Source organism: Embleya sp. NBC_00888, from assembly GCF_045207655.1.
GTDB lineage: Bacteria > Actinomycetota > Actinomycetes > Streptomycetales > Streptomycetaceae > Embleya.
Map to the genome: position 1 here is coordinate 3341301 of NZ_CP108785.1, position 25622 is coordinate 3366922.

At 72.9% G+C, this 25622-nt stretch carries 22 protein-coding genes; 19 read left to right on the top strand and 3 right to left on the bottom strand.

The annotated features are described in order from the left end of the window. Positions 1-90: 90 nt before the first annotated feature. The gene (locus OG948_RS48925) at positions 91-1488 is read right to left on the bottom strand and encodes an amidohydrolase family protein (RefSeq protein WP_331771506.1); all 1398 of its coding nucleotides are present in this window, start codon (positions 1486-1488) and stop codon (positions 91-93) included. A 279-nt stretch (positions 1489-1767) separates the two neighbouring features. On the opposite strand from OG948_RS48925, the gene OG948_RS48930 reads away from it, so the two are divergent. The 11 genes from OG948_RS48930 to aroC all read left to right on the top strand — a co-directional run bounded on the left by OG948_RS48930 (position 1768) and on the right by aroC (position 13687). Then, a complete protein-coding gene (locus OG948_RS48930; protein WP_331771507.1) occupies positions 1768-3282 on the top strand; it encodes an aldehyde dehydrogenase family protein in 1515 nt (504 codons plus the stop codon). A 103-nt stretch (positions 3283-3385) separates the two neighbouring features. Continuing rightward, entirely contained in the window at positions 3386-3871 is a 486-nt protein-coding gene (locus OG948_RS48935; RefSeq protein WP_331771508.1) for a VOC family protein, read from the top strand. 5 nt (positions 3872-3876) lie between these two features. Next, the gene (locus OG948_RS48940) at positions 3877-4602 is read left to right on the top strand and encodes an FCD domain-containing protein (protein WP_331771509.1); all 726 of its coding nucleotides are present in this window, start codon (positions 3877-3879) and stop codon (positions 4600-4602) included. A 70-nt stretch (positions 4603-4672) separates the two neighbouring features. Beyond that, positions 4673-5038 carry a cupin domain-containing protein gene (locus tag OG948_RS48945; protein WP_331771510.1) on the top strand — a complete coding sequence of 122 codons (366 nt, stop codon included), beginning with the start codon at positions 4673-4675 and terminating at the stop codon, positions 5036-5038. A gap of 309 nt (positions 5039-5347) precedes the next feature. Further along, positions 5348-6427, top strand: coding sequence for a BMP family ABC transporter substrate-binding protein (locus OG948_RS48950; protein WP_406300682.1), 1080 nt, complete (start codon positions 5348-5350; stop codon positions 6425-6427). Further along, complete coding sequence (locus OG948_RS48955; RefSeq protein WP_331771512.1) at positions 6402-8099, top strand: ABC transporter ATP-binding protein; 1698 nt, start codon at positions 6402-6404, stop codon at positions 8097-8099. The genes OG948_RS48950 and OG948_RS48955 overlap by 26 nt, the downstream gene beginning before the upstream one ends. Continuing rightward, on the top strand, positions 8096-9223 hold the full coding sequence (locus OG948_RS48960) for an ABC transporter permease (protein WP_331771513.1): 1128 nt from the start codon (positions 8096-8098) through the stop codon (positions 9221-9223). Before OG948_RS48955 ends, OG948_RS48960 begins: the two co-directional genes overlap by 4 nt. A 15-nt stretch (positions 9224-9238) precedes the next feature. Then, complete coding sequence (locus tag OG948_RS48965) at positions 9239-10147, top strand: ABC transporter permease (protein ID WP_331771514.1); 909 nt, start codon at positions 9239-9241, stop codon at positions 10145-10147. Next, positions 10144-11187: a zinc-binding dehydrogenase gene (locus OG948_RS48970; protein WP_331771515.1), complete on the top strand. Its 1044-nt coding sequence runs from the start codon at positions 10144-10146 to the stop codon at positions 11185-11187. Before OG948_RS48965 ends, OG948_RS48970 begins: the two co-directional genes overlap by 4 nt. Next, positions 11184-11966, top strand: coding sequence for a sulfite exporter TauE/SafE family protein (locus OG948_RS48975; protein ID WP_331771516.1), 783 nt, complete (start codon positions 11184-11186; stop codon positions 11964-11966). The genes OG948_RS48970 and OG948_RS48975 overlap by 4 nt, the downstream gene beginning before the upstream one ends. Before the next feature lie 488 nt (positions 11967-12454). Then, the gene (gene aroC, locus OG948_RS48980) at positions 12455-13687 is read left to right on the top strand and encodes a chorismate synthase (protein WP_331771517.1); all 1233 of its coding nucleotides are present in this window, start codon (positions 12455-12457) and stop codon (positions 13685-13687) included. A gap of 66 nt (positions 13688-13753) precedes the next feature. Here the strand turns inward: aroC and OG948_RS48985 are convergent, their stop codons facing one another. Further along, positions 13754-14944 (bottom strand): amidohydrolase, encoded by a 1191-nt coding sequence (locus OG948_RS48985; RefSeq protein WP_331771518.1) that lies wholly within the window; start codon positions 14942-14944, stop codon positions 13754-13756. 92 nt (positions 14945-15036) lie between these two features. Here OG948_RS48985 and OG948_RS48990 point away from each other — a divergent pair, with 92 nt between their 5' ends. The 4 genes from OG948_RS48990 (at position 15037) to OG948_RS49005 (ending at position 19175) form a co-directional block, all read left to right on the top strand. Continuing rightward, a complete protein-coding gene (locus tag OG948_RS48990; RefSeq protein WP_331771519.1) occupies positions 15037-16197 on the top strand; it encodes a helix-turn-helix domain-containing protein in 1161 nt (386 codons plus the stop codon). Positions 16198-16570: 373 nt separating this feature from the next. Beyond that, positions 16571-17605: a methyltransferase gene (locus OG948_RS48995; protein WP_331771520.1), complete on the top strand. Its 1035-nt coding sequence runs from the start codon at positions 16571-16573 to the stop codon at positions 17603-17605. A 281-nt stretch (positions 17606-17886) separates the two neighbouring features. After that, a complete protein-coding gene (locus OG948_RS49000; RefSeq protein WP_331771521.1) occupies positions 17887-18339 on the top strand; it encodes a hypothetical protein in 453 nt (150 codons plus the stop codon). 122 nt (positions 18340-18461) lie between these two features. Then, positions 18462-19175, top strand: coding sequence for a class F sortase (locus tag OG948_RS49005; protein WP_331771522.1), 714 nt, complete (start codon positions 18462-18464; stop codon positions 19173-19175). Positions 19176-19343: 168 nt separating this feature from the next. Here the strand turns inward: OG948_RS49005 and OG948_RS49010 are convergent, their stop codons facing one another. Further along, the gene (locus tag OG948_RS49010; protein ID WP_331771523.1) at positions 19344-21032 is read right to left on the bottom strand and encodes an FAD-dependent monooxygenase; all 1689 of its coding nucleotides are present in this window, start codon (positions 21030-21032) and stop codon (positions 19344-19346) included. Positions 21033-21394: 362 nt separating this feature from the next. Between OG948_RS49010 and OG948_RS49015 the strand changes: the two genes are divergently transcribed. Genes OG948_RS49015 through OG948_RS49030 form a run of 4 tightly spaced genes read left to right on the top strand, consistent with a single transcriptional unit; the run spans position 21395 to position 25618 of the window. Beyond that, positions 21395-22633 (top strand): SchA/CurD-like domain-containing protein, encoded by a 1239-nt coding sequence (locus OG948_RS49015; protein ID WP_331771524.1) that lies wholly within the window; start codon positions 21395-21397, stop codon positions 22631-22633. A 50-nt stretch (positions 22634-22683) separates the two neighbouring features. Beyond that, positions 22684-23100 carry a cupin domain-containing protein gene (locus tag OG948_RS49020; protein ID WP_331771525.1) on the top strand — a complete coding sequence of 139 codons (417 nt, stop codon included), beginning with the start codon at positions 22684-22686 and terminating at the stop codon, positions 23098-23100. Further along, a complete protein-coding gene (locus OG948_RS49025) occupies positions 23097-24365 on the top strand; it encodes a beta-ketoacyl-[acyl-carrier-protein] synthase family protein (RefSeq protein ID WP_331771526.1) in 1269 nt (422 codons plus the stop codon). Before OG948_RS49020 ends, OG948_RS49025 begins: the two co-directional genes overlap by 4 nt. Continuing rightward, the gene (locus OG948_RS49030) at positions 24362-25618 is read left to right on the top strand and encodes a beta-ketoacyl synthase N-terminal-like domain-containing protein (RefSeq protein ID WP_331771527.1); all 1257 of its coding nucleotides are present in this window, start codon (positions 24362-24364) and stop codon (positions 25616-25618) included. Before OG948_RS49025 ends, OG948_RS49030 begins: the two co-directional genes overlap by 4 nt. Positions 25619-25622: the final 4 nt, after the last annotated feature.

The following is a 25622-nucleotide window of genomic DNA, read 5'->3' on the forward strand; positions in this document are numbered from 1 at the left end:
TACGCGGGCGGCGTGCGAATTCGGTACGCGGGCGGCGTCGGAACCCGGGTCGCGGGCGGCTTCGGCACCCGGTTCGCGTCGCGCCGGCACTCAGTACGCGGGCAGCGTCGGCCACCGCGACCGCAGCGGTACGCCCGCCCGGGCGAGCAGCGCCCGGGACGCGCGCGCCGCCTCGGTGCGCAGCGCGCGTTCGTCGACGGTGACGCACACGTGGTCGCGGACCACGGCCCGTCCGCCGATCAGCACGTCGCGGACCGAGCGGCCGTCGCCGGACCACACCAACTGCTGGGCGATGTCGCCGCGCGGGGTCCACTGGGGGCCGGTGGCGTCGTGCACGACCAGGTCGGCGTACTTGCCGGGCTCCAGCGAGCCGACCCGATCGGCCATGCCGACCGCCTCGGCGCCGCCGATGGTGGCCAATTCCAGTGCCTCGGCGGCGCCGGGGCCGGTGGGGTCGATCGCCATGTCCTTGGCCAGGCCGACCGCGAGCGCGGCGGTGCGCAGCAGGTCGGCCGAGTCGGCGGCGTTGCCCGCGTCCGTGCCCAGCGCGAGCCGGCCGCCGCGGCGCAGCAACTCGGCGTGCCGCCCGGCCCGGGAGACGCCCTGGCCCAGCCGCAGATACGCCCACGGGCAGTAGGCGACCGCGGTACGGCTCGCCAACAGCGCCTCGACCTCGGCGTCGTCGAGCCACACCGCGTGCGCGAGCAGCAGGTGCGGGCCCAATACCCCCAGGTCGGCCAGGTGCAGTACGGGCCGGCGCCCGGTGCGCCGCAGGTAGTCGTCGGGGTCGGCGCCGGACGGCGACAGGTGCATCGTCATCCGCGCGCCGGTGCCGCGGGCCAGGTCGGCCGCGCCGGCGAGCAGTTCGTCCGAGGCCAGGCCGTGCCCGACCAGGGTGACCCAGGCCTCGACCGGGCCGCCCGCCGGGTAGGTGTCGACCAGCGCGGCGAGCCGATCCAGCACCTCGGCGGCGGGCGCGGCGAACGGGGCGCCGGGCACGTCCCAGCCCCACGCGCCGATCCCGCCGCGCACACCGACCTCGGTCATCGCGGCGGCCACCCGGTGCGGGTGGGCCACGGTGCCCGCCTCGATGATCGTGGTGACGCCGTTGCGCACGCTCTCCACGCCGGCCAGCAGCGCGGACAGCGTGTCGTCGGCGGGTCGGTGCGCCGCGTGCAGCGGTACCGCCCAGGTGTCGACGGAGGCGCCCGGCGGCAGGTCGTCCGGGATCCGCGCACGCGCCAGCGGGTCGCCGGTCTGGTGCAGGTGCGCGTTGACCATGCCGGGCGTGACCACGCAGTCGCGCGCATCCAGTTCGGGGGTGCCCGGCCAGCGCGCCCGCAGCTCGCCGGTGGCGCCGACGGCCAGGATGCGCTCGCCCGCGACGGCGACCGTGCCGCCCAGCAACACCTCGCGGCGCGCGTTCATGGTGACCACGTCACCGCCCACGACCAACAGGTCGGGCCGCGTCGGCCCGGCGCCGTTCACGTTGCTCTCACCTGCGAACTCACCATGTCTGGGGACACTAGGCCCGGCGCCGTCCGCAGGCATCGTGGCCGGGAGCACAATCAAGTGGGCCCAGTACATGCCGGGGACACAATGCGAGCACAGGGCGACGAGGGCAAACCTGGCCTGGTGCCGCGCCCGGCGCCGGGCGACCCTCGCCGGCGCGGCACCGGTGCCGTGTCGGGCGAGGCATACCAGGTTGCGGCGCCCGGCACGGCGTACGGCTCGAAGGTTCGTCCGCCGCGTCCAGGGAGTTGCCGCATGTCCGACACCACCACCAGCGAGCCGCGCATCCGCGCCGACTGGCTGCGCCCGGACCCGTATCCGCAGTTGATCGGCGGGCGCGAGTCGTTCGACGGTGCGGCGCGGCCGGTGTTCGACCCCTCGACCGGCGGGCAGGTCGCTTCCTATCTGGCGGCGAGCGACGCCGAGGTCGAGGGCGCGATCTCCGCGGCGCGGGCCAGTTTCGACGCGAAGGTGTGGCAGCGCATGCCGGGCCCGCGCAAGGCCGAGGTGTTGGAGGCGGCGGCCGCGGCGATCCGCGCGGACGCGCCCCGGCTGGCCGCGCTGGAGGCGATGGACACCGGGAAGGCGGTCTCGGGGGCGCTGACCAACGACGTGTACGAGGCGGCCAACGCGTTCTCGTACGCGGCGGCGATCTGTCGCACCACGCACGGTGACGTGCGCCGCTCGTCCTTCCCGCCGGACCTGCTGCCCGGCGGCGGCCCGGACCTGTTGACGTTGCGGCTGCGCGAGCCGGCCGGCGTGGTGGCCGAGTTGTTGCCGTGGAACGGGCCGCTGATGACGGGCAGCCAGCGGATCGCCTCGGCGCTCGCGGCCGGCTGCTCGATCGTGGCCAAGCCGCCGGTGGACGCGGTGGTGACGCTGGTCGAGCTGGGCCGGATCCTGACCGCCGCCGGGCTGCCGGCGGGCGTGTTGAACATCGTGCTGGGCCCGGGCTCGACGGTCGGCGAGCGGTTGATCACCGACCGGCGGATCGACCTGATCAGCCTGACCGGCGGCACCGAGACCGGCCGACACGTGCTGGCCGCCGCCGCGCGCAATCTCACCCCCGTACATCTGGAACTGGGCGGCAAGTCGCCGGTGGTGGTGTTCGCCGACGCCGACCTGGACCAGGCGGTGGGCTGGGCGATGATGGCCGCGTTCGTGAACATGGGCGAGGTGTGCGTCGCGGGCAGCCGGCTGCTGGTCGAGGAATCGGTCTACGACCAGGTCGTGGAGGCGGTCGCGGCGGCGGCTGCCACGCTGCCGGTGGGCGACGCGCTGCATCCGGACACCTTCATCGGACCCCTGATCAACGAGCGCCACGCGGACCGGGTCCGCGGCTTCGTGAGCCGGGCACTGGACGCGGGCGACGCCTCGGTGGTGGGCAAACCCGCCCTTCCGGACGGCCTCCTGCCGACCTATGTCGCGCCGACCGTGCTGGGCCGGGTGCGCCGTGGGTGCGAGGTGGAGCAGCAGGAGGTGTTCGGTCCGGTGCTGGCCGCGATGCCGTTCCGCGACGAGGCCGAGGCGATCGCCCTGGCGAACGGCACCCAGTACGGCCTCAACGGCACGGTGTTCACCCGCGACATCGAGCGCGCGTTCCGCTTCTCGGACGCGCTGGACTGCGGCGAGGTCAACGTGAACTGCCATTTCGCGCCGGACATGAACGGCGGACGCGGCGAGCCGCGCCGGGCCAGCGGGTTCGCCCGGACCGGCGTGGACGCGTACACCCGCACCAAGGCGGTGAACGTCCAGGTGCACAGCGGGTGAAGCGTGGGGTTGTGCTGGGAGACCAATGACCACACCTGACCGAGCTTCATACCTTCTGATTGTCAGACCAACAGCCTGACCCACACCCTGAGGAGGCCCGATCGTGGCCGTTACCGGGATGAACCACGCGGTGCTGTACGTGCGCGACGCACACCGGACCGCCCGGTTCTACAACGAGGTGCTGGACTTCATCACCGTCATCGACGGCCCGCCCGGCAGTTACGTCTTCATGCGGGCCCCCGCCTCCGAGAACCACCACGACATCGCGTTCTTCACGATCGGTGCCGAGGCGGGCGACTCGCAGGCGGGCCGGCGCACCGTGGGGATGTACCACGTCGCGTGGGAGGTGCCCTCGCTCGACGCACTGGCCGAGGCCCGCGAACGCCTGGTGGCGGCGGGCGCGTTGATCGGCGCGAGCGACCACGGCGCGAACAAGAGCCTGTACGCCAAGGACCCCGACGGCCTCGAGTTCGAGGTGATGTGGCTGGTCCCGCCCGCGTATTGGGGCGACGAGGAGCACGAGGCGATCATCCGGCCGCTGGACCTGGACGCCGAGCGCGAGCGCTTCGCGGCCCTGGCGGGCGCGTAGTGCCCTTGCGGGCACCGGGGGACCGGATCCCGTTCGCCAAGGTCGCACGCCGCACGATCTCCGAGGAGGTCCGTGACGCGCTCCTGGCGAGCGTGCGCGAGGGCGACCTGCGCCCCGGCGCCCAACTGCCCCCGGAACGCACCCTGTGCGAGCAGTTCGGAGTGGCCCGCACCTCGGTGCGGGAGGCGATCCAAGGACTCGTTTCGCTGGGTTGCCTGGTCAAGCGGGGCAACCGGTTCTACGTTGCCGAGCGACTGCCCGGGGTGTCCTTCGACGAGGACGACGGCCGCAAGCTGCGCGTGTCCGAACTGTTCGAGGTACGGCAGGTGACCGAGGTGGCCATCGCCCGCCTCGCCGCCATCCGGGCCGCACCCGACGAACGGGCCGAGATCAGCGAACTCGCGGCCGGCTTCGACGCACAGATGACCCTGGAGGCGTTCCGCCGCCAGGACCGCCGCTTCCACGCGGCGCTGGCCCGCGCGTGTGGCAACACCACACTGCGCGAGCTGTACGCGAAGGTGCTCGACGCGGTATTCGCGTCCGGCGACTTCGCCTCGCTCCTCGACGCCGAGGGCAACGCCGAGGCGGTGCGCCAGGTGATCGCCGAGTCCTGCCGCTCACATCGCGGCATCGCCGAGGCGGTCGCGGCCCGCGCCCCCGACGCCGCCGCACGCGCCGCCGCCGACCACCTCGGCGAGGTGGAGCGGCAGATGACCGCCCGGATGTTCTAGCGCGGTCGGCACGACGGCCGGCCCGCCCGAGGAACCATTGCGCGCATCAACCGGAGAGGACGGTCCCGACATGAGCGAGGTACAACGCGTCTGGGCCTTCGACGACAGCGAGTTCGTCGAGGTCAAGCCTGGATTCCGGCGCCGGGTCTACACCGGCGACGAGATGATGCTGACCCTGTGGCGGATCCGCGAGGGTTGCGGACCCACCCCCTATGACGACCATCCCGAGCACGAGCAGTACGGCATGGTGCTCAAGGGCAAGCTGGACTTCCGGATCGACTCGGACGAGCGGCAGGTGCTCGGCCCGGGCGACGTCTACTGGGCGCCCAAGGGCTGCGACCACGGGGACAGCCTGTTCATCGGCGACCCCGAGCACGGCGAGACCTGGATCCTGGACATCTTCACCCCGCCGCGCGACGAATACCGCAACGGCTGATCCACGGCAGCGATCGCGGCCCCGCACCCTCGCGGGCTCGCGAACAGGCAACTCCGCACCACCACACCACTGTCGGACGGTAGCGATCGCCCCAGGCGCCGCGCACCGACCCCCACCCGCTTCCGGGCCGGAATCCCCCGCGCAACCGGAACGGGCCCCTCCGCCGGACCGACATCCCACAACCCCGGCCCGCGGCACCGAACACCCGAGCCCGGCACGCCCACCGTGCCCGCCCGGGTCGCCGCGCACCCGTCGGTCCGTGTCGAACCAACGCGCCCTGATTCGTCTGGAGACCTTCCGATGAAGAACATGGTTCGAGTCATCGCAACCTCGGTCATCGTACCGGGACTGCTCGTCACCGCCTGTGGCGGTGGCTCCTCTTCCTCCTCCACCTCCGCCGGGGCGCCCGCCTCGGCCGGTGCGCCCGGCGCCGGCACCCTCCCCGCCAACGAACCCGACGTCAACAAGGACAAGAAGGTCGTCATCGGGGTGATGAGCCCCGGCGACACCAAGGACAAGGGCTACTACCAGAGCTTCGTCGACGAGGCGAACGGCTACGCCGACGCCAACGGGTGGAAGCTGGTCGTGGTCGACAAGATCAACCCGGCCAACGCGGTCCAGCAGGCCCGCAACCTGTGTCGGCAGAAGGTCGACATGATCGCGATCGGCGCCAGCGAGCTCAAGGACGCGCTCAGCGCGGCCAAGGAACCGCAGTGCAAGGGCATCACCTGGTACATCAGCGGCGGCCAGGGCGTGACCCAGACCCCCGAGTTCACCCAGTCCCTCGACTACATCAACGAGTCGCTGTACGTGGCCGGTTACGCGGCCGGCCTGATCCTCAAGGAGAACGGCGGCAAGAAGGCCGGCTACATCACCGGCCCCGACCTCCAGTTCGCCCGGGACGTGGCCAAGGCCTTCGAGGCGGGCATCAAGAAGGTCGTCCCGGACGCCGAGATGGTGCAGACCTACACCGGCGACTTCAACGACTCCGGCAAGGCCAAGGAGGCCGCCCAGGCGCAGATCAGCCAGGGTGTCAAGGTGATCTACCCCTACCTCGGCGGCGCCACCGACGTGGTCACCCAACTCGCCAACGAGAAGGGCGTCCCGGCGCTCACCCCCGGCACCGACCGCTGCTCGACGCCCGGCGCGCAGTACGCGGTGTCGGTGATCTTCAGCCCCGGCGCCTACTTCGCCGGCGCGCTGGAGGACTTCAAGAAGGGCACCCTGCGGATGGGCGTGGCCCGCGAATGGCACCTGGGCAAGGACCCGGTGCCCACGGTCAAGCTCTGCAAGCCCACCGGCGACCAGGAGCAGCAGCTCAAGACCCTGATCCAGGACATCGGCAGCGGGAAGGTGAAGGTCGATGAGGCCGTCGCCGCAGGCAAGTGACACCGCCGTGACCACCCCCGACCCACGACCCCGGGCCGCGGCCGAGCACCCGGCCCTGCCGTCCATGCTCACCGTCCCCGTCGTGCAACTGCTCGGCATCGGCAAGCGGTTCGGCGCGGTGCGCGCGTGCGAGGACGTCTCGCTGCGGGTGCATGCCGGCGAGATCCACGGCCTGCTCGGCGAGAACGGCGCGGGCAAGAGCACCTTGATGAAGATCCTGCTCGGCCTGGTCGTGCCGGACACCGGGCGCATCCTGCTGCGCGGCGAACCCGCCACGATCACCGACCCCTCGGCCGCCGCGGCACACGGAATCTCCATGGTGCACCAGCACTTCAGCCTGGTGGACCGGCTCAGCGTGTGGGAGAACGTGGTGCTCGGCGATCGGGGCCGGGTGGACCGGGATCGGGCCCGTGCGCTGGTGCGTGACGTGGGCGGGCGCTACGGCCTGGAGGTGGACCCCGACGCGTGCGTCGAGGATCTGTCCACCGGCCAGCGCCAACGCGTCGAGATCGTCAAGTGCCTGCGCCGCGACCCCGGCGTGCTGATCCTGGACGAGCCGACCTCGGTGCTGACCCTGGAGGAGTCGCGCGAACTGTTCACCGTGCTGCGCCGGGTGGTCGCGGACGAGGGCAAGGCGGTGATCCTGATCAGCCACAAGCTGGACGAGATCGTGCACGCCACCGACCGGGTCACCATCATGCGCCAGGGGCGCGTGGTGGCCCGGCGGGCCACCGCCGACACCGATGTGCGCTCGCTGGCCCGGGAGATGGTCGGGCGCGAACTGTCCAAGTGGACCGCAGCGTCCGCGGTCGGCGCGCTGGACGCGCTGATCGAGCCCGGCACCGGCACCCCGACCGGCGGGGGAGCGCTGCTGGACGTACGCGAACCCGCCGCCGAGGCCGCCCCGGAGCCCAGGCCGCCGGCCGGCGAGGTACGGCTGCGGATCAGCGACGCGCACGCGAGCACCACCGACCGACGCCCGCTGCTGCGCGGGCTGACCCTGGAGGTGCGCGCCGGCGAGATCCTGGGCATCGCCGGCGTCGAGGGCAACGGCCAAGCGGCACTGGGCGACCTGCTCTCCAGCCTGCTTCCGCTCAGCGCCGGCCGGGTGGAGGTGTGCGGCGCGCCGGTGGCCGCCGGCCGGCCCGGCGCCATGCACGCCGCCGGGGTCGGCATCGTGCCCGAGGACCGACACGTGTCCGGTTGTGTGCTGGACATGAGCGTCGCGGAGAACCTGGTCCTGGCCGACCTGGCCTCGGTCACCCGCAAAGGACTGCTGAGTCGGCGCCGGATCGCGGCCCGCGCCCGGCAGTTGATCGAGGAATTCGAGATCGCCACCCCCTCGCCGGACACCCCGATGCGGCAACTGTCCGGCGGCAACCAGCAAAAGGTGGTGCTGGCCCGCGAACTGGCGGCCCAGCCCAAGGTGTTGGTCGCCGCCCAGCCGACCCGCGGCCTGGACATCGGCGCGATCGAGTACATGACCGAACGGCTGCACGCCGCGGCCCGCTCCGGCATCGCGGTGCTGCTGCTGTCCACCGAACTGGGCGAGATCCTCACCCTCTCGCACCGCGTCGCGGTCATCCACCGAGGCGCCGTCGTCGGCGAGATGGACCGCGCCGACGTCGACACCGAGCGACTGGGCCTGCTGATGGGAGGCCAGGCGGCATGACCCCGACCCTGACATCCGAACGCGCCCCGGCCGTCGCCGCCCCGCCGGCCGGCCCGCGCCGCCGACCCCGGATCACCGACCTGGGCACCCCGCTGCTGTACGCGGCGTCGTTGTCCACCGCACTCGTCCTGGCCGGCCTGCTGATCGCGCTGGTCGGCCAGTCCCCGTGGGACGCGGCGAGCGCGATGTACGACGGCAGCCTGGCCGACGGCGCGGCCATCGGGCAGAGCATCGACCAGGCCGCGCCGCTGCTCCTGGTCGCGATCGGCTCGGTGATCGCCGCCCGCGCGGGCATCTTCAACATCGGCCAGGAGGGCCAACTCCTGGTCGGCGCGAGCGTCGGCGCCGCGATCGCCCTGTTCACCCCCGGCCCCGGCGCGCTCGTACTGATTCTGGCCCTGCTCGGCGCGGCGGTCGGCGGCGCCCTGTGGGCGGCCATCGCGGCCCTGCTCTTCTACTGGCGCGGCGTCGCCGTGGTGATCAGCACCCTGCTGCTGATCTTCGTGGCGAACCAGGCCGTCTCGTACGCGGTCAACTCACCGTCGCTGCTGCGCGAGAAGGCGGTGCCCGGCCAGGTCACCACATCGCAGTCGGACATGCTGGCGGAGTCGGTCTGGCTGCCCCGGATCGGCGAGTACCCGAACTTCAACATCGGCGCGGGCATCTTCATCGCGCTCGTGCTCGCGGTCGGCACCTCGGTGGTCCTGGTGCGCAGCCGGCTCGGCTTCCGGGTGCGGATGCTCGGGCTCAACCCCAAGGCCGCGCACCGGGCCGGGGTCGGCGCGGTGCTGATCGGCGGCGGCGCGCTGCTCGCCTCCGGCGCGTTCGCCGGCCTGGCCGGTGGCGTGATGCTCACCGGCAGCGGCCACCGCATGCAGGACGGCTTCGCCGACAACGTCGGCTTCGACGGGTTGTTGGTCGCGCTGGTGGCCCGGGACAAGCCGATGCTGGCCGTGCCCGTCGCGCTGTTCTTCGGGGCACTGCGCGCCGGCGGCGGCTTCCTGTCCGCGACGGGCGTGCCGCGCTACATCGTCGCCGTGGTCACCGCGCTCCTGGTGCTGGCCACGGTCTTTCCCGCCGCCTACGCCGAGGTGCGCCGCCGGCGCGCCGTCGGTGCGGCCTGAGACCGGGAGGTTGACATGATCGACGACCTTGCCATGGTCCTCGTCAGTTCGGTCCGACTCACCGTGCCACTGGCCTTCGCCGCGTGCGGCGAGTACATCGCCGAACGGGCCGGCACGATCAACATCTCGGTCGAGGCGATGATGCTCGGCGGCGCGTTCAACGCCGTATGGGGTGCCTCGTTGACCGGATCCGCGTCCTTCGGCCTGGCCTTCGGCATGGTCGCCGGCCTGGTCATCGGGTTCGTGCACGCCGAGTTCAGCCATCGCCTGTCGGTCAACACCTACGTGGTCGGGCTCGCCCTGAACGCGCTCGTGCTCGGCCTGACCAGCTTCCTGCTCGACTCGGTCGACCTGACCGGGCATCAGGTGGACGCGGTGAACATCCCGATCCTGTCCGACCTGCCGTTGCTGGGACCGGTGTTGTTCGCCCACCGCTGGCCCGCCTACCTGCTGGTGGGGGTGATCCCGCTGGTGTGGTGGCTGGTCCAGCGCAGTCGCTTCGGCCTGGAACTGCGCGCCGCTGGTGAGAACCCCCAGTCGGCCGACGTGACCGGGATCGACGTGCGCCGCCGGCGTCGGCAGAGCGTGCTCCTGTGCGGCGTGCTCGCCGGACTGGGCGGCGCCTACCTCGCGGTCGGCGAAGTGGGCGCGTTCAACCAGAACATGACCGCGGGTCGCGGCTTCGTGGTGATCGCCGCGGTGATCTTCGGCGGTTGGACGCTGCGCGGCACGATGGCCGGCTGCCTCGTGTTCGGTGCCGCCGACGCGATGCGGCTGGCGCTGCCCGCGCTGGGCGTGCACCTCAACTCGCAACTGCTGATCGCCGCGCCCTACCTGTTGGCGTTGCTCGCGATGATGTTCCTGGCCAAGACCCACCGCCAACCGGCCGCACTCGGGGCCCCGTTCGTGCGGGGGATCGTGTGAGGGCCGTTCTGCACCGGGGACACGGCGGCCCCGAGATCCTGGAAGCGACGTCACTGCCCGATCCCGAACCGGGCCCGGGCGAAGTGCTGATCGCCGTCCGCGCCGCCGCGGTGAACCGGCTCGACCTCTTGCAACGCCGCGGTCCCGGCCTGCTGCCCGGCTTCACCCTCCCGCACGTGCCCGGGATGGACGTCTCCGGCGACGTGCTCGCCCTCGGCGAAGGGGTGCGCGAACGCCGGGTCGGCGATCGGGTGTTGGTCAATCCGGCGCTGCACTGCGGTGGATGCGCCGCGTGCCGGGCGGGGGAGGACGCCTGGTGCGCGGCGCTGCGCGTGGTCGGCGGCAACCGGCCGGGCGGCTACGCCGAGTTGATGGTGGTGCCCGCCGGCCGCACCCACCCGATCCCGGCGCGTTGGGCACACGAGGCCGCGGCGAGCCTGCCGACCGCGTACGGCATGGCCTGGCAGGGCCTGGTCGTGCGCGGCGGCCTGCGCGCGGGCGAGACGCTGATGGTGCACGGCGCGGGCAGCGGGGTCAGCATCGCCGCGGTACAACTGGCCCGAGCGCTGGGCGCCCGCGTCGTGGTCACCTCCGGCTCCCGGGCCAAACTGGACCGGATGGCGGCGCTCGGTGCCGACGTGCTGATCGATACCCGCAGGTCGGACCTGGTCGCCCAGGCCCGGGCGGCGACCGGCGGGGCGGGTGTGGACCTGGTGCTCGACCATGTCGGTCCGGCGCTGTTCCAGGCGTCGCTGCACGCGCTGCGCCCGCGCGGCCGGTTGGTGTTCTGCGGGGACACCACCGGCACCGAGGCGACCTTCGACCTGCCGCACGCCTTCCACACCGGGGTCACGCTGCTGGGCGCGGGCTCGTGCGGCGCGGCGGACTTCGAGACCATGATCGGGTTCTGTCTGGAGCGGGGACTGTTCCCGGTCCCGGATACCACCTACCCGCTCGCGGACGCCGCCGAGGCGCATCGCCGGCTGGCGAGCGGCGCCGCGTTCGGCAAGATCACGCTGCTGCCCGGCAGTTCGGCATGAGCCCCGCCGAGGCCCTGCTCGTGCTCGTGGCGGGCCTCGGCGCGGGCACGGTCAACACCGTGGTGGGCTCCGGCTCGCTGCTCACCTTTCCCGTCCTGCTCGCGCTCGGCTACCCGCCGGTGGTGGCCAACGTGTCCAACACGGTCGGGCTCACCCCCGGCTCGATCAGCGGCGCGCTCGGATATCGGCGCGAACTGGCCGCGCAGTCGGCCCGGTTGCTGCCGCTGTCGATCGCCGCGGTGCTCGGCGGGGCCAGTGGCGGCCTGCTCCTGCTCGGCCTGCCACCGGGGGCGTTCCGCGCGGTGGTACCGGCCCTGGTACTGCTCGCCGCGCTGCTGATGGCCGTACAGCCGTGGTTGTCCCGGCGCCTGCGCGCCCGTCGCGAGCGCCACGCGGGCCCGGAGCACGACACGGGCACGGGCACCGGTGTCGGCCCGGCCCTCTCCGCCGCGGTGTTCACGGTCAGCGTGTACGGCGGCTACTTCGGCGCCGCGCAGGGCGTGTTGCTGCTGGCTCTGCTGGCCACCGTGCTCGACGAGGACCTGAACCTGCTCAACGGCCTGAAGAACCTGCTCCAGGCCCTGGTCAACCTGGTGGCCGCGCTCCTGTTCACCCTCACCGCCGACGTGGCCTGGATCCCGGTCCTCCTGCTCGCCCTGGGCTCGGTGGCCGGCGGCCGCCTCGGCGCACTCCTCGGCCGCCGGGTCCCGGCCCCGATTCTCCGCACCCTGGTGGTCGTAGTCGGCACGGCGGTAGGGATCGCCTTGCTGCTCACCTGACCCCCCAACCCAACCCCGACCCGCCCCCGGTCCCCTCCACGCATCCAGCCCGCCCGCCCTCCAGTCGCATCCGCCCGCTCCCCGTCCGCCCACCTTCCCCGTCCCACGCGCCGACCCGTCCCACGCGCCGACCCGTCCCACGCGCTCGACCCAGCCACCCACAACGCCGCCGCCGCCCGACCCCCAGACGCACCCGCGAGCCCGTGCACTCACCTTCCGCCCTGTCCCACTCACCCGAGCCACCCCGCCTGCTCGACCCGGCCACCCACGACGCACCCCCACCCACGACGCGCCGTGCCACCCGTAGCGCCCACCTCCCCGGCCGTCCGACCTCTCGTCCCCCGCGGCCCCGCCCGCCCCGCCCGCTCGACCCGGCCCCCCACAAGGCTCCGCCCGCCCACAACGCGCCCTCGCCCACAACCCACCCCCCCCGCCGCCCGCACCCCCCAGCCGACCGACCGATCCGTCTCCCGGAAAGAAGGACCCCCATGCTCCGCTGGCTCACCGCAGGTGAATCGCATGGACCCGCGCTCACCGCCGTCCTGGAGGGACTGCCCGCCGGGGTGGAGATCTCCTCCGCCGATCTGGCCCGGGCGCTGGCCCGGCGCCGTCTGGGCAACGGTCGGGGTGCGCGGATGCGCTTCGAACGCGACGAGGTCGAGTTCAACGGCGGCGTCCGGCACGGGGTGACCCAGGGCGGCCCGGTCGCGCTGCGGGTGGCCAACACCGAATGGGCCAAGTGGGCCGAGGTGATGGCCCCCGACCCCACCGACGCCGACGGCCGCCGCTACGACGAACCGGGCCGGCTCCCGGACCGCGGTCGCGGCGCCGCGCTGACCCGGCCCAGGCCCGGGCACGCCGACCTCGCCGGCATGCAGAAGTACGGTTTCGACGACATCCGCCCGGTGCTGGAGCGGGCCAGCGCGCGCGAGACGGCTGCCCGGGTGGCCATCGGCGAGGTGGCGCGCGCGTTCCTGGCCCAGACGCTGGGCGTGGAGATCCTCAGCCACGTGGTGCGAATCGGCGCGGTCGCGCTGCCCCAGGCGCTGGTGCCCGAACCCGGCAGCGGAGACGCGATCGACGCCGACCCGGTGCGCTGCGTGGATCCCGACACCGCCGCCGCGATGAACGCCGAGATCGAGGCCGCGCACAAGGACGCCGACACGCTCGGCGGCGTGGTCGAGGTGGTGGTGTACGGCCTGCCGCCGGGTTTGGGCAGCCACGTGCACTGGGACCGGCGCCTGGACGCCCGGCTCGCCGCGGCGCTGATGGGCATTCAGGCGATCAAGGGGGTCGAGGTCGGCGACGGCTTCACCACCGCGACCCGGCGCGGCTCGGTCGCGCACGACGAGATCACCCCGGTCGCCCCCGGCCGACCCGGACCCGCGCGGGTGCGCCGCGAGACCGGACGCGCGGGCGGCATCGAGGGCGGCATGACGTCCGGTGAACTCCTGCGGGTACGCGCCGCGATGAAGCCGATCTCCACCCTGTCCCGGGCGCTGGCCACCTTCGACGTGCGCACCGGCGACCCGGCCAAGGCGATCGCGCAGCGCAGCGACGTGTGTTCGGTGCCCGCCACCGGCGTGGTCGCCGAGGCGATGGTCGCACTGGTGCTCGCGGACGCCGTCCTGGAGAAGTTCGGCGGGGACAGCGTGGCCGAGACCCGCCGCAACGCCGAGGCGTACCTCAAGGCCCTGCCGGTGACCGTCGCCGACGCGTGAGCGTGGGTGTCGAGCCGCACGCGACCGATGGGCTCCGGGGCGATCGCCCCGGAGCCCATCGGCGGGTCAGCCCCCGGCCGGCGCGCCCGCGAGCAGTCGCTCGCGCAGGCCCGGGTCCAGCGCCGCGTCCACGCAGGTCCAGGCCATCGCCAGACCGCCGTCCAGCAGCGCCCGATCCGCGGCGGGCCGCGCGGCGTACGCGGCGAACTCGGCCTGATGCAGCCCGACGGTGCCCGAGTCGATCGAGACCAGCGGCTGGATGGCGGGAATCGCCAGCGACACGTTGGCCATGTCGGTGGAGCCCGCCTGCCGGTCGTCGGCCGCGGTCACCGGCGGAAACTCGCGCCCCGCGGCCAGCGCGTTGCGCTCGTACGCGGCCAGCAGGTCGCCGTCGTGCCGGAACTCGGAATACGCGGGCGAGGTCGAGGAGATGGTCAGCCGCGACCGGGTGGCCACCGCGCCCGCCTGGAAGCACTCGCGCACCCGCGCCTCCAGATCGGTCAACCCGGCCAGCGTCGCGGCCCGCACGTAATAGGCGGCCTCGGTGTGCTCGGGGATCACGTTCGGCACCTGCCCGCCGGTCGTGGTGATCCCGTGCACCCGCTGATCCGGCGTCATGTGCTGGCGCAGCAGCCCGATCGCCACCTGGGCCACGGTCAGCGCGTCGGCGGCGTTGACGCCGTCCTCGGGACACGCGGAGGCGTGCGCGGCCCGACCGTCGTACTCGACGTGCAGTTGCGCGCGGGCCAGGCAGGTCGGGTCCAGGCGCTCGCGCGGCGAGGGGTGCACCATCATCGCCGCGTGCACCCCGGCGAACGCGCCGCGCTCGAGCATGAGCACTTTGCCACCGCCGTTCTCCTCGGCGGGGGTGCCCAGCACCCGCACGGTGATGCCCAGGTCGTCGGCCAGCGCGCCGAGCGCGAGCGCGGCGGTGGTCGCGGCGGAGGCGATCACGTTGTGCCCGCAGGCGTGCCCGATGCCCGGCAGCGCGTCGTACTCGGCACAGATCCCCAGCACCAGCGGTCCGCTGCCGCGTTCGGCGACGAAGGCGGTCGGCAAATCGCAGACCCCTGGGGTGACGGTGAAGCCGTGCTCGCTCAATTGCTCGCCCAGCCAGCCGCACGCGCGTTCCTCGGCGAAGCCGAGTTCGGGGTGGGCGTGCAGTCGGTGACTGAGTGCAACCAGATCGGGGGCGGCGGCTTGCACCGCCGCCTGGGCAGCGGCCTTTGCGCCGGCCGCGAGGTCGAAGGCTCGCATGCGCGCATCCTGCCCCAGGAAAGACGTAACGGGAAGTGACCGATCGAAGTATCTGTTCCGCGTAACAACGACCGGATAAGGTGCGGAAATCCATGATCGACAAGGTAGAAGTCACGGAAAACCGGACCCCCGTGCCGGACCGCGCACAGGCGTTCGAGCGGGAACTGAACGTGCTCGCCCTCTCCGGCGACGGCTGGCTCGCGATCCTGCGAGCGCTGGCGCAACGCACCGGTAGGACCGCTCGACTGGTGGGCGTGCACGGCGGAGTGCTCGCCGCGACCGACGACGGCACCGAGTCGATGACCCCGGTCGCGGTAGCGCACGTGTTCGTCGACGACAAGGTGGTCGAGGTCACCTGCGACGAGGGCTGGCGGGCCTCCGCCCTCGCCGTACGGGTGGCGCAACGCCGGGTCGGGCTGCTGCTGTTGGGCGAGCCGGACGGCGCCGACGACGACGAACCCCTGCTGCGGGCGGCGGTGACGGCGGTGGCGATCGAGGCGATCCGCCGGGACGCGGTGGCCACCGCGACCGCGGAGACGGCCGGCCGGCTGATCGACGAACTGCGCTACGGCGCGCTGCGCAACCTCGGCGACGTGACCCGCACCGCCGCGCGCTTCGGCCTGCATCTGGATCGCCCTCACTCCGCTGTGGTGTTCGCCTACGCCGGACCCAACCAGCGCACCTGGACCACCGCGCTGTCGTGGTTGGAGATGCCGGTGCGCCAGGAGGGCGAGCTGGGCCTCGCGGTGCTCTCGGGCAACATCGAGCGGGAGATCAGCCGGATCCGGATCCGGCTGCAGGGCATGGTCGGCGACGTCCCCGTCCTGGCCGCGGCCGGTCCCACGGTCAGCGACCCGCGCGGGACCGCGCGCTCCTTCCACGACGCGGAGACGGTGCTCGGACTGCTGCGCCGACGCCCGGGCGAGGTGCAACTGATGTTCTCCTCGCTGGGCCTGGCCCAGCTGTTGTTCGGGGTGCCGCCGGCCCGGCTCCAGGCGTTCGTGGACCAGCACCTGGGACCGATCCTGGAGCGCGAGGAGTGGGTGGCCACGCTCAGCGCGTGGCTGGCCACCAACGGCAGCCGCGCCGCGGTCGCCGAACTGCTGCACCTGCACCGCAACTCGGTGGGCTACCGGATCGGCCAGATCCGCGAGCTCCTGGGCGCCAATCCGCTCGACCCGGAGGTCACCCTCCAACTCCAGGCAGCGCTGACCGCCCGCGAACTCCTCCTGGCCCTCAAGGAAGTGCCTTAGGCCCACTCCGGAGCACCCCGGCGGATCCGCACCACCCGGCACGGCGCGGCCCGCCATCGTGCGATCCGACCCCGGGCCGCCCGGCCCCCCGCGGCCCCGCGCGGCCCGCCATCGTGCGATCCGGCCCTGTGCAGCCGGCCCCGTGCCGCCCGGCCCCGCGCCCGCGCCCGCCCGCCCCGCGGGTCTGCACCCATCCGGATGACTCCCGGGCGAGTCTTCGCCCGGACCGGCCGCGCCTCGGCGGCGGGTCGGCGAGTGTGGGTCACAGTCGTTGCAGCCCCGGCGCGGACCGCCGGGACGTCGGTGCGCGGGTCGTTGCGGTCGAGTTCCGCCGGCCCGGCCCGGATGGTCCACCGGTTGAGAGGCGATCAGCATGACCGAAACCGACGTCACCCGCTCCCCGCAGGCCGCCACCCGGCTGCGCGAGTTGGCGTTCAGCGCGATGTCCGCCGCCGCGGTGCGCGCCGCGCTGCGCCTGGGCCTGCCGGACGCGCTGGGCGAGAGCCCGGCCACCGTGGACGAGTTGGCGACCGCGGTGTCCGCCTACCCGGGCGCCCTGCACCGACTGCTGCGCGCGCTGGCGTGCCAGGGCATCTTCGCCGAGGAGCCGGACGGACGGTACACGCACACCGAGGCGTCCCGGCTGCTGCGCGTCGACGCCCCGCGCAGCATGCGCGACGTCGCGCTGTGGACCACGGAGCCGTGGACGTGGGAGGTGTGGCCGCGTCTGGACGAGGCGGTCCGTACCGGCAAGAGCGTCTTCCCGGGTCTGCACGGCAAGCACTTCTTCGACTACCTGCACGAGGACGCGCCGGAGTCGGCCGCCGCCTTCGACCGGGCGATGACCCAGTCCAGCCGGCAGTCCGCCCAGGACGTCACCGCGGTGCTCGACCTCACCGGCATCGACAGCGTCGCCGACATCGGCGGCGGCCAGGGACTCGTGCTGGCCACCCTGCTGGAGCGCAACCCCACCCTGCGCGGCACTCTGCTCGACCTGCCCGGCGTGGTGGCCGCGGCCGACCGCCGACTCCGCGACGGCGGCGAACTCGCCTCCAGGGCAACCCTGGTGGGCGGCGACTGCCGGGTGGACATCCCGGTCCGCGCCGACCTGTACATCATCAAGAACATCCTGGAATGGGACGACGACAGCACCCTGCGCACGCTGCGCAACGTCGTCGCGACGGCCGCCCCCGGCGCTCGGGTCGTGATCATCGAGAACCTGGTCGACGAGACCGCGTCGATGCGGTTCACCGCCGCGATGGACCTGTTGCTGCTGCTCAACGTCGGCGGTCGCAAGCACACCAAGGACAGCCTGCTGACCCTGATCGAGCAGGCGGGCCTGCGTGGTCGGGACGTCCGCGCGGTGAACCCGTCGCTGCACATGTTCGAGTGCACGGTGCCGGCCTAGCCGTCCGCCCGGCGCGGCCTGCCGAACCTTCGAACACGGCCCGTCGAACCCCCGAAAAGCCACTTAAAGTGACATTCCATAACCCTGTGCTAAACCTCGGACTGCTCCCGGCGAGTGAAGCCGGCCGCGATATCCGCTCGGGAGGCCCAGGGACGGCCCTCGAATGCAGTCACGCGGGTCGCGGGGTCACGGGGGTCGTTCGATGGTGATTAAGGCGCCTCGCCGATCCCCGTGTGCCGATGCCCGTCGGCAGTTCGCGAAGCGCCGGAAGGAATATCACGATGCGTCGTGTACGCGCTCTTGTCGCCGGTACCGCCCTCGGCTTCGCCGCCCTGACCCTGGCGGTTCCGTCCGCCTACGCCGACGCTCCGGCGCCGGTGAAGCCGGAGCCCGCCCCGGCCGCTCCCGACTCGGAGAAGTCCTGGTCCGGCGAGGAGAAGTGGACGCCCGAGAAGGACTCCGAGCACAGCACCGAGAAGTCGGACAAGGGTGGGGAAAGCAAGGGCTCCGAAGACAAGAGCCACGAGAGCAAGGGCAACGAGGGCTCCTCGCACGAGAAGTCCTGGAAGGAGCACAAGAGCCCGCACGGTGGCGTGCACACCGGCATCGGTGGCGCCTTCCTCGACGACGGCGCCGCGCTCGGTACGGGGGCGGCCCTGATCGCGGGCGGCATCGGCATGGGCGTCTACGCCCTGCGTCGTCGTCCGGGTGCGGCGGCGGCGGCCCAGGCCTGACCCGTCCTCGCCCAGGCAACACGCGCCGTGGCCACCGCCCTCACCAGGGCGGTGGCCACGGCTGTCGTCGTCGCCGGCCGCCCGACCCGCGGCCCACGAGCGCCCAGGAGAGAGGCAACGTCTTGCGAGACCCGGCACCGCCCACGGACACGTCCGAACAACAACCGGAGCCCCGCCGCACCAGCGCCGGGAAACTGATGCTGATCGCCGCGACGGCCGTTCTGCTGGGCGTCCTGATGATCAAGCACGACCTGAGCACCGACTCGGGCCCGCCGCCGCAGCCGATGCCCGCCGCCGCGCAACCGAGCACGCCCGCACCGGTGGTGCCCTCGGCGAGCTCGGCGAGCCCGAGCCCCGAGCAGGGGTCGCCGGTGATGAAGCGTTCGCAGCCGCTGCGGATCAAGATTCCCAGGATCAAGGTGGACGCGCCGTTCATCGGACTGAGCCTGGACGCCTCCGGCGTGTTGCAGGTGCCGCCCCCCGCGGACCGCAACCTGGCCGGCTGGTACCAGGACGGAATCACCCCCGGCGCCCGGGGCAACGCGATCGTGCTCGGGCACGTCGACACGATGATGGGCCCGGCGGTCTTCTGGGGGCTCGGCAGTCTCAAGCCCGGCGACACCGTGGAGATCGAGCGCTTCGACGGCAGCGTGGCGAAGTTCGCGGTGGACTCGGTCGAGGCATTCCCCAAGGACGATTTCCCGGACGAGCGGGTCTATGGCAAGACCACCGACGCCCAACTGCGGCTGATCACCTGCGGCGGGGTGTACGACAAGAAGTCCAAGGACTACAAGGACAACGTGGTCGTGTTCGCCCACCTGCTGCCACCCACGTAGGCGCCGGCCCGATGCCGCGCGGGTGGGCACCCCGTGGCCGCACACACGGTCCGCGAACACCTCACGCGCGGCGCAACGCGAACACACCGCGGCCGGCCCCGGATTCCTCTCCGGGGCCGGCCGTTTCGGATGCCCGCCGGTCGCGGTCGTCCACCCGGTCGTGGCTGCCTACCGGTCGAGTTCGCCGCCCACTTCGGCGTCCGCCTCGGCCCGACACGCCACCGCGCGCAGCACCGTGACCATGGTTTCCTCGGGGTCCAACTCGACGGCCGGCACCCGCCACGCGACGAATCCGTCCGGTCGGATCAGCACCGCCCCCTCGTCGGTGACACCGTGCAGTTGCGCCCAGTCGAGGTCGGGCGCGGTGACCAGGTCCACCATCGCGGACTCCGCCTCGGTGCCCACCCGGTGGACCGTCACCGGCACCCCGAGCAGCTCGCTCGCCCGCCGCGCCGCCTGCCGCCACACCTCGCCCGCCGTACCCGCGCCGACCAGCAGCACCAGCGAGGTCTCGTACAGGTCCAGCGTGGATACCCGGGTGTCGCCCCGGCGCAGCCATACGTGCGGCGCCCGGGTGCCGGGGTCGCCGCCGGGCGGGCGGAACCGCTCGGGCAGCACCGGGACTTCGGGATCCGCGCCGAGCACGGCGTCGGAGGCGTAGCGGTAGCCGAGCACCACGCCCAGCACACCGGGCTGCTTGCCGCCGCCGGCCACCGGGGGAGCGGCGTATCCCGGGTGGCTGTGTTCGGCCGAACGGGTGGACGCGCGGGCGGCCGTGGCCCTGGCCACCGGCCGGCGCTCGGCCTCGTAGGTGGCCAACAGGTCGGCGCCCGCGTGCCCGTTCAGCACGGCCGCGAGTTTCCAGGCCAGGTTGTGCGCGTCCTGGATGCCGGTGTTGGAGCCGAACGCACCGGTGGGGGACATCTCGTGCGCGGAGTCGCCCGCCAGGAACACCCGGCCCACGCGGTAGCGCTCGGCCACCCGTTCGGCCGCGTGCCACGGGGCCTTTCCGGTGATCTCCACGTCCAGATCGGGCACGCCGGCGGCGGCGCGGATGTGTTCGACGCAGCGCTCGTCGGTGAACGCCTCGATCGGCTCACCCCGCTCGGGGTGCCACGGCAGGTGGAAGACCCAGTGGTCGCGGTTGTCCACCGGGAGCAGCGCGCCCTCGCCGTGATGATTCGTCAGGTAGCAGACGATGAACCGCCGTTCGCCGACGAACTCGGCCAGCCGGCGGGAGGAGAAGGTCACGCTCACGTTGTGGAAGAGGTCGCCGGGTCCGGTCACCTCGATGCCCAGTCGTTCGCGTACCGGACTGCGCGGCCCGTCCGCGGCCACCAGGTAGTCCGCGCGCACCGTCTGCCGCTCGCCGGTCGACCGGGTCTCCACGACCGCGGTGACCCCGTCCTCGTCCGGCTCGCAGGAGACGAGTTCGGTGCCGAAGCGCAACACGCCGCCGAGTTCGCGGGCGTAGTCGGCCAGCACCGGTTCCAGGTCGTTCTGGCTGCACAGGCACCACGAACTGGGGCTGAACTTGGCCAGGCCGCCGCCGGGGTCGATCTCCTTGAACAGCCATTCCTGGTCGTCCCCGGCGATCGTGTCCGCCTGCAGGATGCCGTGGTTGTCGGCCAGCACCGCGGACGCGGCGCGTACCCGGTCCTCGACCCCCGCGGTCCGGAACAGTTCCATCGTGCGTACGTTGTTGCCGCGTCCGCGGGGGTGCCGCGAGGTGTCGGCATGCCGCTCCACCAGCATGTGCGGCACGCCCAGGCGGCCCAGGAACACGGACGTGGACAGCCCGACCAGCGAGCCGCCCACGACCAGGACCGGTACCCGGTGTTCGATCTCGGGGTTCATCAGTTCTCTTCTCCTGCGTTGGCGAGGACTGCGGACGCGCCGACCGCCGCGGTGGACGGCCGATGGTCCGTGGGTGTCCTCCTGTTCCCGCTGATCCCGGGTGGGCCGTTCGCTGTGCCGAATGTCACTCATATGCCATCAAAAGATGCAGAGGGTGATGATTCGCCGCCACGCTCGAAGTCGAGGCCGGGTCCCGACGGACGGATCGGTTGGTTGTCCGAGTGCTTCGCGCGACCGGCGGGAGGCATCCCGGCACCCTCGTATCCCCGTCCCCCGGGCGGCTTCGGCGCGGCCCGGTTCCCCCGGGATTGCCCGCATCGGGCAGCACCACGCAGGCCGAATCCCAAGACCAAAGGAATGACATGGACACCCTCGTCCACTCCGCGGCGAATCCCACCCTCGACACTTCGTCCAAGCTCCGGGTGTTGCTCATGCTGGAGCTGCACGAAGACTCGGAGCAGCGCTTTCTGGAAGCCTACGAGCGCATCCGGCACCAGGTGGCCGCCGTACCGGGCCACCTGCGCGACCAGCTCTGCCAGTCGATCGAGGACCCGACCCAGTGGCTGATCACCAGCGAGTGGGAGGGCAGTTCCGAATACCTGGCCTGGGTGGACAGCCCCGAGCACCAGATGATGGTGCAGCCGCTGCACGGCTGCGTGCGCGGCACCCGTTCGCTGCGGTTTGCGGTGGCCCGCGAGACCGACCTGCACGCGGACCAGGCCGGCCCGGTGATCACCAAGGGCGCCCGGGGCGCGAAGGCGAAGGCGGGCGCCGGCGCCAAGGCGAAGGCGGGCGCGACCGACAAGGTCAAGGCGGGGAGCGCCAAGGCCAAGGCGGGCGCGAGCGACAAGGCCCGCGCGGCGGCTCCGGCGGTGCCCGGCGTGGTCCGCTGCGCGCTCACCTTCACCGTCAAGCCCGGCAGCGAGGCCGAGGTGGCGAAGATCCTCGCGGGCTACAAGTCGCCCGCGGCCCGGGTGAACGACACCACGTCGCTGCGCCGCACGTCGGTGTTCATGCTCGGGAACCGGGTGGTGCGCGCGATCGAGGTCGAGGGCGACCTGCGGGCCGCGCTGCGGCACGTGGCCGAGCAGCCGCAGGTGCGGGCCGCCGAGGAGGCGCTGAACCCGCACCTGGAGGAGGCCCGCGACCTGAACGACTCCGAGGCCGCACGGGCGTTCTTCATGCGCTCCTCGCTGGCCGAGGTGTACCACCTGACCGCGCCCGCCTCCGGCAAGTCGGCGAAGGCGCGGACCACCCGCCGCGCGCTGCTGTACCCGGTGCGGCACGGCTGCGGCGAATCGGCCGCCACCGTGCTCCAGCGGCACGACGAACGGGTGATCGCGTCCGGATCCGGGCCGATCGCGAGCAGCTCGGTCTTCCTGCGCGGAGACACCCTGGTGCGCGTGCTCGACCTGCGCGGCGACTCGAACGACCCGGCGATGGTGCTGGGCATCGACCGCGAGGAGTCCGCGGCCCGGCTGAGCCGGCTGCTCGACCTCGGTGAGGAGGGCGCGCTGGACACCGACAAGGGCCTGCGGCACCTGCTGGCCTCGGCCGAGACGACCCTGGTCACCGACCGTCGCGCCGACCGCGACGCCTGATCCCCCGGGCGGCGCCTTCGGGCGCCGCCCGCCACTTGGAGGTGGCACACATGACCACGCAGACCGTACGCATCGTCAACGTCGACGAGGTCGAGCCCAACCGGCGCCGGGGCGGTGAACTCCGGGTCACCCTCGGTCCGGCGACCGTGGGGTGCACCAGCGGCTTCATGGGCCTGGCCATCATCGAGCCCGGCGACATGATCACCGAGCACTACCACCCGTACTCCGAGGAGTTCATCCACGTCGTCACCGGTGCGCTGGAAGTGGACCTGGACGGCGTCACCTACGAACTCCGTCCCGACCAGGGCCTGATGGTGCCCAAGAACATGCGGCACCGGTTCCGCAACGTCGGTCGGACCCAGGCGCGGATGGTCTTCCAAATCGCCCCGTTGGCGCCCCGACCGGAACTGGGGCACGTCGACACGGAGGGGATCGAGCCCGCCGAGACCGTGGGCGCCGACTCTTGAGGCGCCGGGTGGCGGTCACCGGCGTCGGCGTCGTGGCGCCCGGCGGCGTGGGTGTCACCGCGTTCTGGGATCTGCTGATGGCCGGCCGTACGGCGACCCGGGGGATCACCTTCTTCGACCCCACCGGGTTCCGCTCCCGGATCGCCGCCGAATGCGACTTCGACCCGATCGCCTGCGGCGTCGACCAGGATCGGGCGCAACGCGCGGACCGCTACGTGCAGTTCGCGCTCGCGGCGGCGGCGGAGGCGGTCACGGACTGCGGCCTGGACCGGGACGGCGGGGACCCCTGGCGGTTCGGCGTCTCGCTGGGCACCGCGGTGGGTGGCACCACCCGGCTCGAACACGACTACGTCGCGGTCAGCGACTCGGGTCGGAACTGGGCGGTGGAGCCGAAGCGGGCCAACCCGTTCCTGCACCGGGCGTTCTCGCCGAGCACCCTGGCCTCCGAGGTGGCCGAGGAGTTCGGCGCCCGGGGCCCGGTGCAGACGGTGTCCACCGGATGCACCTCGGGACTGGACGCGATCGGCTACGCCGCGCACGCGATCGAGGAGGGCCGGGCCGACGTGTACCTGGCCGGTGCCTCCGATTCGCCGATCTCGCCGATCACGGTCGCCTGCTTCGACGCGATCAAGGCGACCTCGACCCGCAACGACGACCCGGCCCACGCCTCCCGGCCGTTCGACGCGGACCGGGACGGCTTCGTCCTGGGCGAGGGCGCCGCCGTGCTCGTCCTGGAGGAACTCGAACACGCCCGGCGGCGCGGCGCCCGGGTCTACTGCGAGGTCGGCGGCTTCGCCACCCGGGGCAACGCGCACCACATGACCGGGCTTACCCGCGAGGGCCTGGAGATGTCCGAGGCGATCGACCGCGCGCTGGCCGATGCGGAGGTCGACCCCACCGCGATCGACTACGTCAACGCGCACGGCTCGGGCACCAAGCAGAACGACCGCCACGAGACGGCGGCGGTCAAGCGCTCCCTGGGCGAGCACGCGTACAAGACCCCGATGAGTTCGATCAAGTCCATGGTGGGCCACTCGCTCGGCGCGATCGGCGCGATCGAACTGGCCGCGTGTGCCTTGGCGATGGAGCACAAGGCGGTGCCGCCCACGGCGAACTACCAGACCCCGGACCCGGAGTGCGACCTCGACTACGTGCCGGGGACGGCCCGGCCGATGGCACTGCAGACGGTGCTGTCGGTCGGCAGCGGGTTCGGCGGCTTCCAGTCCGCCGTGGTGCTGGATCGCCGGGAAAGGAGACCCCGGTGAAGACCTCAGCACCCCGACGCACCGTGGTGACCGGTGTCGGCGTCGTCGCGCCCAACGGCGTCGGCGTCGACGTGTTCTGGAAGGCCACCCGGGAGGGCCGCAGCGTCCTGGACCGGATCACCCGCGAGGGCTGCGGCGAACTGCCGTTGGCCGTCGCCGGCGAGGTGCGCGACTTCGATCCGGCCACCGTGGTCGAGGAGCGCTTCCTGGTCCAGACCGACCGCTTCACGCACTTCGCGATGGTCGCCGCGGATCAGGCACTCGCCGACGCCGCGCTCGGCCCGATGCCGACCTTCGGCGTCGGGGTGACCACCGCGAGCTGTTCCGGCGGCGGCGAGTTCGGCCAGCGCGAACTGCAGAACCTGTGGGGCCAGGGTCCCGGCTTCGTCGGGCCCTACCAGTCCATCGCCTGGTTCTACGCCGCCACCACCGGCCAGGTCTCCATCCGCGGCGGCTTCAAGGGGCCGTGCGCGGTGCTGGCCAACGACGAGGCCGGCGGCCTGGACGCGATCGCGCACGCGACCCGCACCATCCGGCGCGGCACCGACGCGGTCGTGGTCGGCGCGGCGGAGGCCCCGCTCGCGCCGTACTCCATGGTGTGCCAGCTCGGCTACGACGCGCTCAGCCTGGCCCGCGAACCCGAGCAGGCCTACCTCCCGTTCACCTCGGCCGCGTGCGGATTCGCGCCCGCGGAGGGCGGCGCGATGTTCGTCGTCGAGGAGGCGGAGGCGGCCCACCGGCGCGGTGCCCGCGTGCACGCCGAAGTGGCCGGACACGGCGCCACGTTCACCGGCACCTCGGGCTGGGGGCCATCCCGGCACGGACTCGCCCGGGCGATCCGGGACGCGCTGGCCGAGGCCGAGTGCGCCCCGCAGGACATCGACGTGGTCTTCGCCGACGCGCTCGGCGTGCGCGAGGCCGACCACGCCGAAGTACTGGCCCTGGCCGACGCGTTGGGCCCGTACGCGGCCCGGGTGCCGGTCACCGCCCCCAAGGCCGGCATCGGACGCGCCTACTGCGGCGCGCCCGTCCTGGACTGCGCCGCCGCGATCCTGGCGATGGAACACGGCGTACTGCCGCCCACCCCGGGCGTCTTCGACGTCTGCCACGACCTCGACCTGGTCACCGGTCGGGCCCGAACCGCCGAACTGCGCACCGCCCTGGTGCTCAGCCGCGGCCTGATGGGCCACAACGCCGCCCTGGTGCTGCGCCGCGGCGACGGTCGGCCCGGGACGCCCTTCCCGACCCCGTAGCCGT

What these genes read in the sequence shown, in the direction of transcription:
- OG948_RS48975 (WP_331771516.1), top strand. Translation starts at nt 11,184, where the DNA reads ATGAGCCCCGCCGAGGCCCTGCTCGTGCTCGTGGCGGGCCTCGGCGCG.
- OG948_RS48985 (WP_331771518.1), bottom strand. Translation starts at nt 14,944, where the DNA reads ATGCGAGCCTTCGACCTCGCGGCCGGCGCAAAGGCCGCTGCCCAGGCG.
- OG948_RS48960 (WP_331771513.1), top strand. Translation starts at nt 8,096, where the DNA reads ATGACCCCGACCCTGACATCCGAACGCGCCCCGGCCGTCGCCGCCCCG.
- OG948_RS48995 (WP_331771520.1), top strand. Translation starts at nt 16,571, where the DNA reads ATGACCGAAACCGACGTCACCCGCTCCCCGCAGGCCGCCACCCGGCTG.
- OG948_RS49000 (WP_331771521.1), top strand. Translation starts at nt 17,887, where the DNA reads ATGCGTCGTGTACGCGCTCTTGTCGCCGGTACCGCCCTCGGCTTCGCC.
- OG948_RS48945 (WP_331771510.1), top strand. Translation starts at nt 4,673, where the DNA reads ATGAGCGAGGTACAACGCGTCTGGGCCTTCGACGACAGCGAGTTCGTC.
- aroC (WP_331771517.1), top strand. Translation starts at nt 12,455, where the DNA reads ATGCTCCGCTGGCTCACCGCAGGTGAATCGCATGGACCCGCGCTCACC.
- OG948_RS48930 (WP_331771507.1), top strand. Translation starts at nt 1,768, where the DNA reads ATGTCCGACACCACCACCAGCGAGCCGCGCATCCGCGCCGACTGGCTG.
- OG948_RS49020 (WP_331771525.1), top strand. Translation starts at nt 22,684, where the DNA reads ATGACCACGCAGACCGTACGCATCGTCAACGTCGACGAGGTCGAGCCC.
- OG948_RS49010 (WP_331771523.1), bottom strand. Translation starts at nt 21,032, where the DNA reads ATGAACCCCGAGATCGAACACCGGGTACCGGTCCTGGTCGTGGGCGGC.
- OG948_RS48990 (WP_331771519.1), top strand. Translation starts at nt 15,037, where the DNA reads ATGATCGACAAGGTAGAAGTCACGGAAAACCGGACCCCCGTGCCGGAC.
- OG948_RS48955 (WP_331771512.1), top strand. Translation starts at nt 6,402, where the DNA reads ATGAGGCCGTCGCCGCAGGCAAGTGACACCGCCGTGACCACCCCCGAC.
- OG948_RS48965 (WP_331771514.1), top strand. Translation starts at nt 9,239, where the DNA reads ATGATCGACGACCTTGCCATGGTCCTCGTCAGTTCGGTCCGACTCACC.
- OG948_RS49015 (WP_331771524.1), top strand. Translation starts at nt 21,395, where the DNA reads ATGGACACCCTCGTCCACTCCGCGGCGAATCCCACCCTCGACACTTCG.
- OG948_RS48950 (WP_406300682.1), top strand. Translation starts at nt 5,348, where the DNA reads ATGGTTCGAGTCATCGCAACCTCGGTCATCGTACCGGGACTGCTCGTC.